The organism is Erwinia sp., from assembly GCF_031978025.1.
Taxonomy (GTDB): domain Bacteria; phylum Pseudomonadota; class Gammaproteobacteria; order Enterobacterales; family Enterobacteriaceae; genus Erwinia.
This window is the reverse complement of sequence record NZ_DALZCD010000091.1, coordinates 1-14,694: the sequence shown is the minus strand read 5'-3', so window position 1 is coordinate 14,694 and position 14,694 is coordinate 1. Positions and strand designations below refer to the sequence as shown.

The 14,694-nt window shown below is 53.6% G+C and carries 16 protein-coding genes; 14 read left to right on the top strand and 2 right to left on the bottom strand.

Going from position 1 to position 14,694, the window contains the following annotated elements; all coding sequences use genetic code 11:
- Nucleotides 1-268: 268 nt before the first annotated feature.
- Complete coding sequence (gene prs, locus RTK32_RS09445) at nucleotides 269-1,141, top strand: ribose-phosphate diphosphokinase (RefSeq protein WP_312043337.1); 873 nt, start codon at nucleotides 269-271, stop codon at nucleotides 1,139-1,141.
- The gene (locus tag RTK32_RS09440) at nucleotides 1,131-2,618 is read left to right on the top strand and encodes a nicotinate phosphoribosyltransferase (protein ID WP_312043335.1); all 1,488 of its coding nucleotides are present in this window, start codon (nucleotides 1,131-1,133) and stop codon (nucleotides 2,616-2,618) included. Before prs ends, RTK32_RS09440 begins: the two co-directional genes overlap by 11 nt.
- A gap of 38 nt (nucleotides 2,619-2,656) precedes the next feature.
- On the opposite strand, the gene RTK32_RS09435 is transcribed toward RTK32_RS09440, so the two are convergent.
- Nucleotides 2,657-4,558, bottom strand: coding sequence for an ABC transporter ATP-binding protein (locus RTK32_RS09435; protein WP_312043333.1), 1,902 nt, complete (start codon nucleotides 4,556-4,558; stop codon nucleotides 2,657-2,659).
- A 125-nt stretch (nucleotides 4,559-4,683) separates the two neighbouring features.
- On the opposite strand from RTK32_RS09435, the gene kefG reads away from it, so the two are divergent.
- The 4 genes from kefG to slyD all read left to right on the top strand — a co-directional run bounded on the left by kefG (nucleotide 4,684) and on the right by slyD (nucleotide 7,982).
- Entirely contained in the window at nucleotides 4,684-5,235 is a 552-nt protein-coding gene (kefG, locus tag RTK32_RS09430; RefSeq protein WP_312043341.1) for a glutathione-regulated potassium-efflux system ancillary protein KefG, read from the top strand.
- Nucleotides 5,236-7,041, top strand: a complete 1,806-nt coding sequence (gene kefB, locus RTK32_RS09425) for a glutathione-regulated potassium-efflux system protein KefB (RefSeq protein WP_312043331.1) — start codon at nucleotides 5,236-5,238, stop codon at nucleotides 7,039-7,041.
- Between the two features lie 77 nt (nucleotides 7,042-7,118).
- Nucleotides 7,119-7,313: a YheV family putative zinc ribbon protein gene (locus RTK32_RS09420; protein WP_125289837.1), complete on the top strand. Its 195-nt coding sequence runs from the start codon at nucleotides 7,119-7,121 to the stop codon at nucleotides 7,311-7,313.
- 126 nt (nucleotides 7,314-7,439) lie between these two features.
- Nucleotides 7,440-7,982, top strand: a complete 543-nt coding sequence (slyD, locus tag RTK32_RS09415; protein WP_312043329.1) for a peptidylprolyl isomerase — start codon at nucleotides 7,440-7,442, stop codon at nucleotides 7,980-7,982.
- 51 nt (nucleotides 7,983-8,033) lie between these two features.
- Here the strand turns inward: slyD and RTK32_RS09410 are convergent, their stop codons facing one another.
- Nucleotides 8,034-8,252, bottom strand: coding sequence for a SlyX family protein (locus tag RTK32_RS09410; RefSeq protein WP_312043327.1), 219 nt, complete (start codon nucleotides 8,250-8,252; stop codon nucleotides 8,034-8,036).
- 274 nt (nucleotides 8,253-8,526) lie between these two features.
- Between RTK32_RS09410 and fkpA the strand changes: the two genes are divergently transcribed.
- From fkpA to fusA, 8 genes are all read left to right on the top strand, one after another.
- Nucleotides 8,527-9,366 carry an FKBP-type peptidyl-prolyl cis-trans isomerase gene (fkpA, locus tag RTK32_RS09405; RefSeq protein ID WP_312043325.1) on the top strand — a complete coding sequence of 280 codons (840 nt, stop codon included), beginning with the start codon at nucleotides 8,527-8,529 and terminating at the stop codon, nucleotides 9,364-9,366.
- A gap of 168 nt (nucleotides 9,367-9,534) precedes the next feature.
- Nucleotides 9,535-10,257, top strand: coding sequence for a transcriptional regulator (locus RTK32_RS09400; RefSeq protein ID WP_312043323.1), 723 nt, complete (start codon nucleotides 9,535-9,537; stop codon nucleotides 10,255-10,257).
- A complete protein-coding gene (gene tusD, locus RTK32_RS09395) occupies nucleotides 10,257-10,643 on the top strand; it encodes a sulfurtransferase complex subunit TusD (protein WP_312043321.1) in 387 nt (128 codons plus the stop codon). The genes RTK32_RS09400 and tusD overlap by 1 nt, the downstream gene beginning before the upstream one ends.
- Nucleotides 10,637-11,002, top strand: a complete 366-nt coding sequence (gene tusC / locus RTK32_RS09390; protein ID WP_312043339.1) for a sulfurtransferase complex subunit TusC — start codon at nucleotides 10,637-10,639, stop codon at nucleotides 11,000-11,002. Before tusD ends, tusC begins: the two co-directional genes overlap by 7 nt.
- 7 nt (nucleotides 11,003-11,009) lie before the next feature.
- Nucleotides 11,010-11,297, top strand: a complete 288-nt coding sequence (tusB, locus tag RTK32_RS09385) for a sulfurtransferase complex subunit TusB (RefSeq protein WP_312043319.1) — start codon at nucleotides 11,010-11,012, stop codon at nucleotides 11,295-11,297.
- Nucleotides 11,298-11,421: 124 nt separating this feature from the next.
- Complete coding sequence (gene rpsL / locus RTK32_RS09380) at nucleotides 11,422-11,796, top strand: 30S ribosomal protein S12 (RefSeq protein ID WP_075182598.1); 375 nt, start codon at nucleotides 11,422-11,424, stop codon at nucleotides 11,794-11,796.
- A gap of 96 nt (nucleotides 11,797-11,892) precedes the next feature.
- Nucleotides 11,893-12,363, top strand: coding sequence for a 30S ribosomal protein S7 (gene rpsG, locus RTK32_RS09375; protein WP_125289829.1), 471 nt, complete (start codon nucleotides 11,893-11,895; stop codon nucleotides 12,361-12,363).
- Nucleotides 12,364-12,450: 87 nt separating this feature from the next.
- Nucleotides 12,451-14,565 (top strand): elongation factor G, encoded by a 2,115-nt coding sequence (fusA, locus tag RTK32_RS09370; RefSeq protein ID WP_312043313.1) that lies wholly within the window; start codon nucleotides 12,451-12,453, stop codon nucleotides 14,563-14,565.
- Nucleotides 14,566-14,694 lie beyond the last annotated feature (129 nt).

Genomic DNA, 14,694 nt, shown 5'->3' with positions numbered 1-14,694 from the left:
TAGGGGAGGGATAACGCGTGGCGTCATAACTGGCCAGATAGTCTGATTCTGAAAGCATACGCTTTTCCATAAGTAATTGTCGCTAAGACATTTTAGCATCACAGGGTTAAAGCCTGCAATATATAGCCACCCCTTCATCTTTAATTCCTTTATAATCAATATATTAATCAGATTGGCTGACGCAGGCGTAAATTTCACTTGCTAAAAAGTGTCATAGGGACAATTATATAAGTGTCACAAGGACATTAACTGAGCCGGAGGAAAAAATATGCAGCTGGAACTCTTTCTTGATGGAAAAAAAGTCGCGCTGGAAACGGGGCGCTTTCCCGATGGCGCCGTCCGCGCACGTCTGCTACCCCCGCTGCTTCCTCAGGCGGAAAAACTGGTTGCTCGTGCGACGGGTATGCGCAACATGGACGATTTGATGCTGCTGGCGCAGGTTATGGATGCCGCCCGCAGACGTTATGACCTGCAATGGACCACGCTGGAACTGCCCTGGCTGCCCTATGCCCGCCAGGATCGCCACATGCAGGAAGGCGATAGCTTTGCCCTGAAACTCTTTGCCGGTTTCCTGAACCAGCTTGGCTTCAATCGGGTGCAGGTGCTGGATCCCCACAGCGATGTGGCGGATGCCGTGATCAATAATATGGTGTCTGTTCCGCAGCACCTCTGCCTGCAACAGAGCGCGAGCCTGGTGGCAAAATTACAAAACGGCATGATGCTGCTGGCACCGGACGCGGGCGCATTAAAAAAAATTCATGCAGTGGCGCAGCAGGTAAAAGCCCACGAATACGGTATCCTGGGTAAACATCGCGACTTAAGCAGCGGTGCACTGAGCGGTTTTTCTCTGCTGCAGGGTGACGTTGCCGGGAAAGACGTGCTGATAGCTGACGATTTATGCGATGCAGGCGGCACCTTTATTGGCTCGGCGGCTGTGCTGCGTGAGGCAGGCGCGCGTTCTGTCAGCTTGTATGTTACCCATGGTCTGTTTACGCGAGGCGTCGAAGCGCTGTTGGAGCAGGGTATTGACCATATCTGGACGACCACTTCTGTAGCCGATCCGGCGATTGCCGGTGAACGTGTAGAGCTAATTGATATTAAAACTATTTACGACAACGAGGGTACAGCCCATGCGCATTAATCCTGTTCTGGCTATCGACGGCTATAAAACATCACATCGCGAACAGTATCCACAGGGAACCAGCCGCATTTATTCAAATTTTACGCCGCGTGGTAACCGCTTCTTTACCTCGCCGATGGCGGACGACAGGCTGGTATTCTTTGGATTACAGGGTTTTTTACAGTGGTTTATGATCGATCTGTTTAACGACGCGTTTTTTGCCCGACCTGAAGCCGAAGTGGTGACAGAGTACCAGCAGCTGATGGACAGCTATTTGGGCAAAGAGCGTATCGATGTGGAGCATATCCGCGCGCTGCATCGCCTGGGCTATCTGCCGCTGGAAATCAAAAGTCTGGATGAAGGCAGTAAGGTGCCAATGAAAGTGCCTGTCCTGACCATTACCAACACCGTTGATGACTTTTTCTGGCTGGTCAATTATCTGGAAAGCGTGATGTCAGCAGAATTATGGAAAGCCTCGACCAACGCCACTATCGCACACCATTACCGGCTGGTCTGCGAGCGTTGGGCTGAGCTGACCTGTGATGACACCAGCCATCTTGATTTTCAATGCCATGATTTTTCGCTGCGGGGAATGTCCGGACTGCATGATGCCGCTCAGGCGGGCGCGGGTCATCTGCTGAGCTTTACCGGTACCGACAGCATTCCGTCGATTCTCTACCTTCGTCAGTACTACACGCCGCCCAAAGACTACTTTATCGCGGGCAGTATTCCGGCGACGGAGCACAGCGTGATGTGTATGGGGGAAGAGCAGGGCGAAATCGCCACGTTTCGGCGATTAATTAGCGAACTCTATCCACAGGGCTTTGTTTCCATCGTGTCGGATACCTGGGACTACTGGAAAGTGCTTACCGAATACAGCCGCGAGCTGAAAACGGAAATCATGGCGCGGGAAGGGCGTCTGGTCTTCCGCCCGGACAGTGGCGATCCGGTTGAGATCCTGTGCGGAACCGGCGACGACACCGATCGCGACCCGGCACGCACGCCACAACAGAAAGGCTCCGTAGAAGTCCTGTGGGAGATTTTCGGCGGTACGGTTAACGAGAAGGGCTACCGGGTGTTAGACAGCCATGTAGGGCTGATCTATGGCGATTCGATTACGCTGGAGCGAGCCAATCTGATCCTGGCGCGCCTGGAGGCAAAAGGCTTTGCCAGCAGCAACGTGGTGTTCGGCGTCGGCTCTTACACTTACCAATACAGCACCCGCGATACTTTCGGTTTTGCGATGAAGGCGACCTGGGGTGAGGTAAAAGGCATTGAGCGTGAAATTTTCAAGCAGCCAAAAACCGACAGCGGCCTGAAAAAATCCGCCAGAGGACTCCTGCGGGTCGAGCGGGATAGCGCGGGGGAATATTACCTGTTGGATCGGCAGACTCGGGAGCAGGAACAGGGTGGCGAACTGAAAACCCGTTTTTTAAACGGCACCCTGCTTAATCAGGAAGCATTGCCAGCGCTGCGCCAACGTCTGGCGGGCAAGTAAGTGAGTCGGGAGAAAATGTTTTTTCTCCCGACTCCTTTTTACGAAGCCAGCATAGCTTCCAGCTGTTCCTGCGCGTCCAGCCAGGCCATCTCACATTCCTCCAGCGCGGATTTTGCTTCGGCCTGCTGTTGCAGCGCCGCCGTAAGATCCGCTTTGCGGCTTTGATCGTAAAGCGCGGTATCGGCCAGCTTTGTTTCCGCATCGGCCAGCGTGGCGTTGAATTTCTCCATCTGCTTTTCCAGCTTTTCGATCTGCTTGCGCAGCGGCTGCGTTTGCGTGCGCAGTTCGGCTTCACGGCGCTTCTGATCTTTTCTGGCCTGTGCGCTGTTGCCGCTTTCCTGTTTCGGTTCGGCGGCAGCGCTGGTCTGCTTTTGCAGGTCGCTCAGCCACTGCTGATAATCTTCCAGATCGCCGTCAAACGCTTCGACTTTGCCGTCGTGAACCAGATAGAGATCGTCCGTGGTGGAACGCAGTAAATGGCGATCGTGCGAAACCACCACCAGCGCGCCTTCAAAATCGATCAGCGCTTCGGTCAGTGCCTGACGCATATCCAAATCAAGGTGGTTGGTCGGTTCATCCAGCAGCAGAAGATTTGGGCGCTGCCAGACAATCAGCGCCAGCACCAGCCGCGCTTTTTCACCGCCGGAGAAGCGCTCGGTCTGCTCCGTAACTTTATCACCCTGAAAACCAAAGCCGCCCAGATAGTCGCGCAGCTGCTGCTCCAGCACTTTTGGCGCCAGCCGTACCAGATGCTGCAGCGGCGATTCATCTGCCCGTAAGAATTCCAGCTGATGCTGGGCGAAGTAGCCAAGTTTGATGCCTTTCGCCAGGCCGATATCGCCTTTTAGCGGCGCCAGCTCACCGGCCAGCAATTTAATCAGCGTGGATTTACCGGCACCGTTGCGGCCCAACAGGCCAATGCGCGAGCCGGGCACCAGGTTCAGCTTGATGGAATCCAGAATAACGCGGTCGGCATAGCCAGCGCTGACTTTTTCCATCTTCAACAGCGGGTTAGGCAAACTTTCCGGCTCGCGGAAGCTAAAAGTAAACGGATTATCGACGTGCGCGGGCGCAATCAGCTCCATACGCTCCAGCATTTTAATACGGCTTTGCGCCTGCTTTGCCTTACTGGCCTTGGCCTTAAAGCGGTCAATAAAACTTTGCAGGTGCGCTACTTTCTGCTGCTGGTTTTCGAACATTGACTGCTGCTGCGCCAGTTTGGTGGCGCGCTGGATCTCAAACGAGCTGTAGTTGCCGGTATATTCGAAGATCGACTGCTGTTCGATATGCAAGATTTTATCCACCACGGGGTCCAGGAAGTCGCGGTCGTGGGAGATCAGGATCAGCGTGCCCTGATAGCTTTTCAGCCAGCGCTCCAGCCAGATCACCGCGTCCAGATCGAGGTGGTTGGTGGGTTCGTCAAGCAGCAGCAGGTCAGAACGACAGATCAGCGCCTGCGCCAGATTCAGGCGCATCCGCCAGCCTCCGGAGAAATCGCTGACCGGCCGCTGCAGCTGCTCCTGAGAAAAGCCCAAACCGTTAAGCAGGCTGGCGGCGCGTGACTGTATTGTCCATGCCTGAACGGCGTCCAGCTTGCCGTGCAGCGTGGCGATAGCGTGGCCGTCGTCGTTCTCGTTGGCCTTTGCCAGGTCTGCCTGCAGCTGACGATACTCGCGATCGCCATCAATGACATATTCGATAGCAGGCATATTAAGCGCAGGCGTTTCCTGATTAACCCAGGCCAGCGACCAGCTGCCCGGATAGGTAAAGCTGCCCGCATCAGCGCTTATCTCGTTCTTAAGCAGCGACAGCAGCGTGGATTTACCGCAGCCGTTCTTGCCCACCAGCCCCACTTTCTGACCGGGATTGATGGTAGCGGAAGCGTTATCCAGCAGGACGCGAACGCCGCGTCGGATTTGTAACGATGAGAAGAGAATCATAAGCGCCGTAATAACCAGGATATGTTAAATTGAACCATCATAAATGCGTTGCGGAATGCACAATTTCGCAGTGTCGAGCATGGTAGCGGAATTTCCCCGCCATGACGACGATTTGGAGGGGATTGATGTTGCAGCCGCCCAAAGTTTTGCTGCTCTATGCTCACCCGGAATCCCAGGACTCGATTGCCAATCGGGTATTACTGGAGCCGGCCAAAGCATTACCTAACGTGACCGTTCACGACTTATACGCGCACTATCCAGACTTTTTTATTGATATTTATTACGAACAGCAACAGCTGCGCGATCATGACATCATCGTGTTTCAACATCCGCTTTACACCTACAGCTGTCCCGCGCTGCTAAAAGAGTGGCTGGACCGCGTGCTGTCGCGCGGCTTTGCCAGCGGGCCAGGCGGCAACGTGCTGGAAGGAAAATACTGGCGTAGCGTCGTGACCACTGGCGAACCGGAAACGGCCTATCACCAGGAAGGGCTTAATCGCTATCCGCTGTCGGATATCATGCGGCCATTTGAGCTGACGGCGCAAATGTGCCGGATGCACTGGCTCACGCCGATGATTATTTATTGGGCGCGTCGGCAGACGCCGGAAATGATGAAAAATTACGCGCGAGCTTACAGCGACTGGCTGGCGTCACCTTTGCCTTACGGAGGCACCTGAATGGAAGGACAAACCCTGCTCACGGCTGGTGTGGTCTATCTTTTTGCGGCAGTTATCGCCGTTCCGATCGCGGCCCGTCTTGGCATTGGGGCCGTGCTGGGCTATCTGCTGGCCGGTATTGCTATTGGGCCATGGGGATTGGGCTTTATCAGCGACGTAGAAGAAATCCTGCATTTCTCCGAACTTGGCGTCGTTTTCCTGATGTTTATTATCGGGCTGGAACTGAATCCTTCCAAGCTTTGGGAACTGCGGCGCTCTATTTTCGGCGTGGGCGCAGCCCAGGTGATTTTCAGCGCGGCGATCCTGGGCGGCCTGCTCTGGCTGACCGATTTCTCCTGGCAGGCGGCCATGATTGGCGGCCTTGGCCTGGCGATGTCGTCTACGGCGATGGCGCTGCAGCTGATGAGCGACAAAGGCATGAAGCGCAATGAATCCGGCCAGCTGGGCTTTTCGGTGCTGCTGTTCCAGGATCTGGCCGTGATCCCGGCCCTGGCACTGGTGCCGCTGCTGGCAGGGGGCGACAGTGGCCATACCGACTGGATGAAAGTCGGCATGAAAGTACTGGCGTTTGCCGGCATGTTGGTAGGGGGGCGTTTTCTGCTGCGGCCGATTTTTCGCTTTATTGCCGCTTCTGACGTGCGGGAAGTCTTTACCGCTGCCGCCTTGCTGCTGGTGCTGGGATCGGCGTTGTTTATGGATGCGCTGGGCCTGTCGATGGCGCTGGGCACGTTTATCGCGGGCATTCTGCTGGCGGAAAGTGAATACCGGCACGAGCTGGAAGTCGCTATCGATCCTTTTAAAGGACTGCTGCTGGGGCTGTTCTTTATCTCCGTAGGCATGGCGCTGAATCTGGGCGTGCTCTATACCCACATCGTCGAAATTTTGGTTGGCGTGGTGTTGCTGGTGGCGATCAAAGCGGGCGTGCTTTATCTGCTGTCACGGATTTTCGGCCTGCGCAGTTCTGAACGGTTACAGTTCTCGGCGGTATTGAGTCAGGGCGGTGAGTTCGCATTTGTGCTCTTTTCAGCTGCCTCTTCAGCAAAACTCTTCAGCGGCGACCAGATGCCGTTGCTGCTGGTGACGGTCACGCTGTCGATGATGACCACGCCGCTGCTGATGCAAAGCGTGGATAAGATTCTGGCGAAGCGGTTTAACGATGGCGACGACAGCGACGAGAAGCCTTTTGTCGAAGACGACAAGCCGCAGGTCATCGTGGTGGGGTTTGGCCGTTTCGGTCAGGTAGTGGCGCGTTTGCTGATGGCAAATGAAAAGCGAATTACGGTGCTGGAACGCGATATCAGTGCGGTCAGCCTGATGCGCACCTATGGTTATAAAGTATACTATGGTGATGCCACCGAGCTGGAGCTGTTGCGCGCCGCAGGCGCAGAAACGGCGCAGTCTATCGTTATTACCTGCAATGGGCCGGAAGACGCGATGGAAATCGTGCGGCTCTGCCAGCATCATTTTCCACATCTGCAAATCCTGGCACGAGCGCGTGGCCGTGTAGAGGCGCATGAGCTGCTCCAGGCAGGCGTCACCCAGTTCTCGCGTGAAACTTTCTCCAGTGCGCTGGAGCTTGGCCGCAAAACGCTGATGTCGCTGGGCATGCATCCCCATCAGGCTTTTCGCGCGCAGCAGCATTTCCGCCGTCTTGATATGCGAATGTTGCGCGAACTGATGCCAAACCTCGGTGACAGCCAGCAAATTTCCCGCGTGAAAGAAGCCAGGCGAGAGCTGGAAGATATTTTCCAGGCCGAAATGCGGCGTGAAAAGCGCCAGTTTGACGGCTGGGATGAATCAGAATAGGGCGGGGCGAAAGCCTTTTACTGAGCCGACATCGCTTTGCCTGGCAGAGCGTTGTCTTTTATTTAATCGGAAAACCTATGCGTAAAAGATTTATTGCCGGAGCGACTTGTCCTAAGTGCCAGGCTAAAGATACCCTTGCTCTGTGGGTTGAAAATAATGTCGATGTGGTTGAGTGCGTTAAGTGTGGTCATCAGATGCGCGAAGCAGATAAGCACGTGCGTGATGAAGTTCGCACTAATGAGCAAGTCATCGGAATTTTTCATCCCGAGTAGCGTTATCGCTCAGCTTTTTTTAAGCTGTATCTTACAGCGGCGTTGAAATCCATTACAATCAGCGCAAACTCAGAGCTTGCCGGCAAATCCGCCGATGTTTCAAGCTCTCAACGGTTAGGAGTAATCATGAAAGTAGCAAAAGACCTGGTAGTCAGCCTGGCATATCAGGTACGTACGGAAGACGGTGTGATGGTTGATGAGTCTCCGGTGACCGCACCGCTGGACTATCTGCACGGTCATGGTTCCCTGATTTCTGGTCTGGAAAAAGCGCTGGAAAATCACGAAGCCGGCGACAAATTTGAAGTGCATATCGCCGCTGACGAAGCTTACGGTCAGTATGATGACAACCTGGTGCAGCGTGTGCCAAAAGACGTCTTTATGGGCGTTGACGAGCTGCAGGTTGGCATGCGTTTCCTGGCGGAAACCGATCAGGGCCCGGTCCCGGTTGAAATCACCGAAGTGGAAGACGACCACGTAGTGGTTGACGGTAACCACATGCTGGCGGGTCAGAACCTGAACTTCAATGTGGAAGTTGTGGCGATCCGTGAAGCAACCGAAGAAGAGCTGGCCCACGGCCACGTCCACGGTGAGCACGACCATCACCATGAGCATGACCATGAGCATGGTAAAGGCGGTTGTGGCACCGGCGGCTGCGGCTGCAGCCACTAAGCCCCAATGAAAAAAGGCCACCTCATCGGTGGCCTTTTTTTTGGTCTGAAATCAATAGTGCGGCGGCGGCGTCTCTTCCGACTGCGAAGCGAGCATTGACGGCGCTGCCGCTTTTAGTTTATCGGTCAGCAGGCGCATCTGTTCACGCATGCGGGCCATTTCCAGTTCGTGGTGTACCACCGTCTGGTTGAGCTCTTCAATAGTGTGCTCCTGAAAAGCCAGACGGCTTTCCAGCAGCTCTAAACGCTGCTCAAACACGGATTGTTGCATACTTTTACCTCTTGCTGTCGCCAGGGCTGGATGGGGCCGATTCTACCGACAAAAGTCAGGCCAGCACAGGCATAGCCGGTTTAATTTGGCCCACCCCGTTGAAAAAAGCCGTTATTGCCTGCATCTTCATGAGGAAACTTTCGGACAAACAAGCGGTCGGAAGTAGTTAGTTATCATGGCGAGAGCATAAAGTTTTCTCGCGCACGGCTGTATAGTACAGGCTCTGTCTGTAAAACGATTTCCGAGGTGAGAGGCTTCGGTTTTGGAGAAATGGATGAAATCACTGTTTAAAGTCACACTGTTAGCCACCACCCTGGGCGTTGCGCTGAATGCACCGCTGGCATCCGCTGCCGAAACCGCTGCGGCACCAGCAGCGCCAGCCGCACAGGCGCCACAGCAGGCACCGAAGAATGCCGCATTTACAAATGAAGATCAGCAGTCTGCTTACGCGCTGGGCGCGTCACTTGGCCGCTACATGGAAAATTCACTGAAAGAGCAGGAAAAACTGGGTATCGCGCTGGATAAGCAGCAGCTGATCTCAGGCGTTCAGGATGCTTTCGCAGGTAAGAGCAAGCTCTCCGATCAGGAGATTGAGCAGACGCTGCAGGCATTTGAAGGCCGCGTGAAAACTGCCGCTCAGGCGAAAATGGAAAAAGACGCGAAGGAAAATACCGAGAAAGGTAACGCTTTCGCTACCAAATTTGCGAAAGAAAAAGGCGTGAAGAAAACGGAATCTGGCCTGCTGTATCAGGTAGAGAAAGAAGGGACCGGTGACGCACCGAAAGACAGCGATACTGTAGTGGTGAACTACAAAGGGACGCTGATCGACGGTTCAGAATTCGACAACTCCTATACGCGCGGTGAACCGCTCTCTTTCCGTCTTGACGGCGTGATCCCTGGCTGGACCGAAGGCCTGAAGCACGTGAAAAAAGGCGGTAAAATCAAGCTGGTCATCCCACCACAGCTTGCCTACGGCAAAAATGGCGTGCCGGGTATTCCGGCTAATTCTACGCTGGTCTTCGATGTCGAACTGCTGGACATCAAACCGGCCGCGAAGGCGGATGCTAACGCACCGGCACCGACCGATACACCGGCCGCCGCTCAGACCAAATAAGATGCCTGCCGCCACGTTCGTGGCGGCCTCTTTTTATTCCCCTCCCCAGTGCAATGCCCACAAGAAATACATGACAAAGGTCGGGACAGACATTTCCGATATTTGCTAGACTGACGCTCTTCGCTGCGCGGGCCGCGTACCGCGGACTCTTTTAAGGGTGGTGTCTTAATGTCTGGCTCAATTTTTACCGGTGATGTGAACGATCTGGAATTACTGGAGCAGCATCCCTTCGAACAAACCGATTTTGATATTCTTAAATCTTACGAGGCCGTGGTAGACGGGCTGGCAATGCTTATCGGCTCGCACTGCGAGATTGTCCTGCATTCGCTGGAAGACCTGAAACGCTCGGCGGTCAGGATCGCTAACGGTGAGCACACCGGCCGCAAAATCGGTTCACCTATAACCGATCTGGCGCTGCGGATGCTGCATGATATGACAGATGCGGAAAGCAATGTCTCCAGAGCCTATTTCACCCGTGCCAAAAGCGGCGTGCTGATGAAATCGGTCACTATTGCTATTCGTAATGGCAAACAGCGTGTCATCGGACTGCTGTGCATCAATATGAATCTGGATGTGCCTTTCTCGCAGATTATGGCGACCTTTATGCCGCCGGAAACGCACGAGATGGATTCTTCCGTCAACTTCGCCTCTTCGGTGGAGGATTTGGTGATGCAAACGCTGGAGTTTACGATTGAGGAGGTCAGCAATGACCGCAACATCTCCAACAATGCCAAGAATCGTCAGATTGTGCTGAACCTCTACGAAAAAGGCATCTTCGATATTAAAGATGCTATCAGTCAGGTGGCCGAACGCCTGAATATCTCCAGACACACCGTTTATCTCTATATTCGCCAGTTTAAAAACGGCGACTTCCAGGGAAGCGAGCGTTAATGCGTTACACGCTGTTAGTAACCGGCCCGGCTTATGGGACACAGCAGGCCAGTTCCGCCTGGCTGTTTGCTCAGGCGCTGCTGGCCGAAGGACACGAGTTGGAAAGCGTCTTCTTTTACCGTGAAGGGGTGCTTAACGCCAGCGCGCTGACTTCGCCAGCCAGCGATGAGTTCAATCTGACTCAGGCATGGCAACAATTACATCGCGATCGTGGCGTTGCGCTAAATATTTGCGTGGCCGCCGCGCTGCGTCGCGGTATCGTGGATCCGCAGGAAGCAAAAAATCAGGCGTTGCCGGCGGCCAATCTGGCTGAAGGCTTTCAGCTTTCTGGCTTGGGTGCGCTGGCAGAAGCCGCGTTAAGCAGCGAACGGATGGTGCAATTTTGATGAAGCGAATCGCCTTTGTCTTCAGTCAGGCACCTCATGGTTCCAGCGCCGGCAGGGAAGGGCTGGATGCCGTGATGGCCGTTTCAGCGCTTAGCGAAGACGTGGCGCTGTTTTTTATCAGCGACGGCGTAACGCAACTGCTGGGCGACCAGCAGCCGGAAAAGGTGCTGGCGCGCAACTATATCGCCACTTTTGGCGTACTGCCGCTGTATGATGTGGAAAATTTCTACGCCTGTTCGGCCTCGCTGGCCGAGCGGGGTCTTGATGCTGCCGCGTTGAAAGCTCTGCCGGTCACGGTACTGGCGCCTCCCGCGCTGCGCGCAGAGCTGGAAAAATACGATCAAATTATTTCTTTCTGAGGAAAGTATGCTGCATACGGTGATCAACTCGCCTTTCCGCTGCGATTTCAACGCCCTGCTGCGAATGCTGGCAAATGGGGACGACGTACTGCTAATGCAGGACGGCGTACTGGCAGCGCTGGAAGGCAGCCAGGCCCTTGAATTGCTGCTTCTGGCCCCCATTTCTCTCTATGCGCTGCAGGACGATGTTATCGCTCGCGGACTTTCCGCTCAAATTTCATCCAGCGTGGCCGCAGTAAGCTATACTGAGTTCGTCGCGTTGACGGTAAAACAGACTCAACAAATGACCTGGTGAGTACGATATCCTGGTTATTTCTTGACACCTTTTCTGCTCAGCCCTAAAATTCCGCGTCCTCGTTATCTGACGAGGCGATTTATTACGTGTTTACGAAGCAAAAGCAAATTCCAGGAGCTATTTAATGGCAACAGTTAACCAGCTGGTTCGCAAACCACGCGCACGCAAAGTTGCAAAGAGCAACGTGCCTGCGCTGGAAGCTTGCCCGCAGAAACGTGGCGTATGTACTCGTGTGTACACCACTACCCCTAAAAAACCGAACTCCGCACTGCGTAAAGTTTGCCGTGTGCGTTTGACTAACGGTTTTGAAGTTACCTCCTACATCGGTGGTGAAGGTCATAACCTGCAGGAACACTCCGTGATCCTGATCCGTGGCGGTCGTGTAAAAGACTTGCCAGGTGTGCGTTACCACACCGTTCGTGGCGCGCTGGACTGCTCAGGTGTTAAAGACCGTAAGCAGGCTCGCTCCAAGTACGGCGTGAAGAAGCCAAAGGCTTAATGGTTCTCCGTTAAGTAAGGCCAAACGTTTTATCTTAAATGTCATAATAAACTCGTAGAGTTTTGGACAATCCTGAATTAACAACGGAGTATTTCCATGCCACGTCGTCGCGTCATTGGTCAGCGTAAAATTCTGCCAGATCCTAAGTTCGGATCAGAGCTGCTGGCCAAATTTGTAAATATCCTGATGGTAGATGGTAAAAAATCTACCGCCGAATCAATCGTTTATACTGCACTTGAGACCCTGGCTCAGCGTGCTGGTAAAGGCGAACTGGAAGCATTCGAAGTAGCCCTGGACAACGTCCGCCCAACCGTGGAAGTTAAATCCCGTCGCGTTGGTGGTTCTACTTATCAGGTACCAGTTGAAGTCCGTCCGGTTCGTCGTAATGCTCTGGCAATGCGTTGGATCGTTGAAGCTGCTCGTAAACGCGGTGATAAATCAATGGCTCTGCGCCTGGCGAACGAACTTTCTGATGCTGCGGAAAACAAAGGTACCGCAGTGAAGAAACGTGAAGACGTTCACCGTATGGCCGAAGCCAACAAGGCGTTCGCACACTACCGCTGGTAACAGCTCAGTAGTTGTTATTAACCCAGCGGGCGTTCAGTTGACCCCGCTGGGATTTAACTTTGAACGTCCTAGAATCAGAGGAATCAAATGGCTCGTACAACACCCATTACACGCTACCGTAACATTGGTATCAGTGCACACATCGACGCCGGTAAGACGACCACTACCGAACGTATTCTGTTCTACACCGGTGTAAACCATAAAATCGGTGAAGTTCATGATGGCGCAGCCACTATGGACTGGATGGCGCAGGAGCAGGAGCGTGGTATTACCATTACCTCCGCAGCGACTACCGCTTTCTGGTCAGGTATGGCTAAGCAGTTCGAGCCGCACCGCGTTAACATCATCGACACCCCGGGACACGTTGACTTCACCATCGAAGTAGAACGTTCCATGCGTGTTCTTGACGGCGCAGTAATGGTTTACTGTGCAGTTGGTGGTGTTCAGCCACAGTCTGAAACCGTATGGCGTCAGGCTAACAAATATAAAGTTCCACGCATCGCGTTCGTTAACAAAATGGACCGCATGGGTGCTAACTTCCTGAAAGTAGTTGGCCAGATTGAAGCACGTCTGGGCGCAACTCCGGTTCCTCTGCAGCTGGCTATCGGCGCAGAAGAGAACTTCACCGGCGTTGTTGACCTGATCAAGATGAAAGCGATCAACTGGAACGACGCAGACGCAGGCGTGACCTTCGATTACGAAGAGATTCCAGCTGATATGCAGGAACTGGCAGAAGAATGGCGCCAGAAACTGATTGAAGCCGCGGCCGAAGGTTCTGACGAGCTGATGGAGAAATTCTTTGGCGGCGAAGAGCTGACTGAAGAAGAGATCAAAACGTCTCTGCGTAAGCGCGTACTGAATAACGAAATCATCCTGGTTACCTGTGGTTCTGCATTTAAGAACAAAGGTGTTCAGGCGATGCTGGATGCTGTGATCGAATACCTGCCGTCACCAACTGACGTAACAGCGATCAACGGTATTCTGGACGATGGTAAAGATACGCCAGCAGTTCGTCACTCAGACGACAACGAGCCGTTTGCTGCGCTGGCGTTTAAAATCGCTACCGACCCGTTTGTGGGTAACCTGACATTCTTCCGCGTTTACTCTGGTATCGTTAACTCTGGCGACACCGTGTACAACCCGGTTAAATCTCAGCGCGAGCGTCTGGGCCGTATCGTACAGATGCACGCTAACAAACGTGAAGAGATCAAAGAAGTTCGCGCAGGCGATATCGCTGCGGCTATCGGTCTGAAAGACGTGACTACCGGTGACACCCTGTGTGATCCGGATAACGTGATCATTCTGGAGCGCATGGAATTCCCTGAGCCGGTAATCTCTATCGCTGTAGAACCGAAAACCAAAGCTGACCAGGAAAAAATGGGTCTGGCTCTGGGCCGTCTGGCTAAAGAAGACCCATCATTCCGCGTATGGACTGATGAAGAGTCTAACCAGACTATTATCGCCGGTATGGGTGAGCTGCACCTCGACATCATCGTTGACCGCATGAAGCGTGAATTCAACGTTGAAGCGAACGTCGGTAAACCTCAGGTTGCTTACCGCGAAGCGATTCGCTCTAAAGTAACTGACATCGAAGGTAAACACGCCAAGCAGTCTGGTGGTCGCGGTCAGTATGGTCATGTTGTTATCGACATGTTCCCACTGGAGCCGGGTTCAAACCCGAAAGGCTACGAATTTATCAACGACATCAAGGGTGGTGTTATTCCTGGCGAATACATCCCTGCGGTTGATAAAGGCATTCAGGAACAGCTGAAAGCCGGTCCACTGGCGGGTTACCCGGTAGTTGATCTGGGCGTGCGTCTGCACTTCGGTTCTTACCATGACGTTGACTCCTCTGAGCTGGCGTTTAAACTGGCAGCATCTATCGCCTTTAAAGATGGCTTTAAGAAAGCACAGCCTGTGCTGCTTGAACCAATCATGAAGGTTGAAGTTGAAACGCCTGAAGAGAACACTGGTGACGTTATCGGTGACCTGAGCCGTCGTCGTGGTACGCTGCGCGGTCAGGAATCCAACGTGACTGGCGTTGTGATCCACGCTGAAGTGCCGCTGTCTGAAATGTTCGGATATGCTACACAGCTGCGTTCTATCACCAAAGGCCGTGCATCTTACTCCATGGAATTCCTGAAGTATGATGACGCGCCAAACAACGTCGCTCAGGCTGTTATTGAAGCCCGTGGTAAATAATCGGGTTTAACCAATTGATCCCGTGCTCTCCTTTCCACAGGGGAGAGCACAGAAAGTAAGGAATATCGCCGTGGCTAAAGAAAAATTTGAACGTTCCAAACCGCACGTCAACGTTGGTACTATCGGCCA

Bases quoted from the DNA above. Each gene is read 5' to 3' on its own strand.
- fusA (WP_312043313.1), top strand. From the start codon at position 12,451: ATGGCTCGTACAACACCCATTACACGCTACCGTAACATTGGTATCAGT.
- prs (WP_312043337.1), top strand. From the start codon at position 269: ATGCAGCTGGAACTCTTTCTTGATGGAAAAAAAGTCGCGCTGGAAACG.
- tusB (WP_312043319.1), top strand. From the start codon at position 11,010: ATGCTGCATACGGTGATCAACTCGCCTTTCCGCTGCGATTTCAACGCC.
- RTK32_RS09410 (WP_312043327.1), bottom strand. From the start codon at position 8,252: ATGCAACAATCCGTGTTTGAGCAGCGTTTAGAGCTGCTGGAAAGCCGT.
- kefB (WP_312043331.1), top strand. From the start codon at position 5,236: ATGGAAGGACAAACCCTGCTCACGGCTGGTGTGGTCTATCTTTTTGCG.
- RTK32_RS09420 (WP_125289837.1), top strand. From the start codon at position 7,119: ATGCGTAAAAGATTTATTGCCGGAGCGACTTGTCCTAAGTGCCAGGCT.
- rpsL (WP_075182598.1), top strand. From the start codon at position 11,422: ATGGCAACAGTTAACCAGCTGGTTCGCAAACCACGCGCACGCAAAGTT.
- RTK32_RS09440 (WP_312043335.1), top strand. From the start codon at position 1,131: ATGCGCATTAATCCTGTTCTGGCTATCGACGGCTATAAAACATCACAT.
- slyD (WP_312043329.1), top strand. From the start codon at position 7,440: ATGAAAGTAGCAAAAGACCTGGTAGTCAGCCTGGCATATCAGGTACGT.
- rpsG (WP_125289829.1), top strand. From the start codon at position 11,893: ATGCCACGTCGTCGCGTCATTGGTCAGCGTAAAATTCTGCCAGATCCT.
- tusD (WP_312043321.1), top strand. From the start codon at position 10,257: ATGCGTTACACGCTGTTAGTAACCGGCCCGGCTTATGGGACACAGCAG.
- RTK32_RS09400 (WP_312043323.1), top strand. From the start codon at position 9,535: ATGTCTGGCTCAATTTTTACCGGTGATGTGAACGATCTGGAATTACTG.
- RTK32_RS09435 (WP_312043333.1), bottom strand. From the start codon at position 4,558: ATGATTCTCTTCTCATCGTTACAAATCCGACGCGGCGTTCGCGTCCTG.
- fkpA (WP_312043325.1), top strand. From the start codon at position 8,527: ATGAAATCACTGTTTAAAGTCACACTGTTAGCCACCACCCTGGGCGTT.
- kefG (WP_312043341.1), top strand. From the start codon at position 4,684: ATGTTGCAGCCGCCCAAAGTTTTGCTGCTCTATGCTCACCCGGAATCC.